The 255-nt window shown below is 67.8% G+C and carries 1 pseudogene; it reads right to left on the bottom strand.

The annotated features are described in order from the left end of the window. Positions 1-255, bottom strand: a pseudogene (locus tag FLQ44_RS16480) (bifunctional tetrahydrofolate synthase/dihydrofolate synthase); the annotation flags it as partial.

Below are 255 nucleotides of genomic sequence, written 5' to 3'. Positions count from 1 at the left end.
AGCCAGTCCATGTGGTCGAGATCGACCGTGGTCAGCAGGGCGATGTCGGCGTCGACCAGGTTGACCGCATCGAGTCGGCCGCCGAGGCCCACTTCAAGCACCGCGACATCAAGCTCCGCGCGGGTGAACAGCCACAGCGCCGCGAGCGTTCCGAACTCGAAGAAGGTCAGCGACACCCCGGCACGCGCGGCCTCGACCGCCTCGAAGGCGGCGATCAGGTCGGCATCCTCGACCTCGCGGCCGTTGATGCGGATG

The sequence above is a fragment of the Vogesella mureinivorans genome, assembly GCF_007644035.1.
In the GTDB taxonomy this organism is placed as follows: domain Bacteria; phylum Pseudomonadota; class Gammaproteobacteria; order Burkholderiales; family Chromobacteriaceae; genus Vogesella; species Vogesella mureinivorans.
This window is presented reverse-complemented; position numbering and strand designations above follow the sequence as displayed.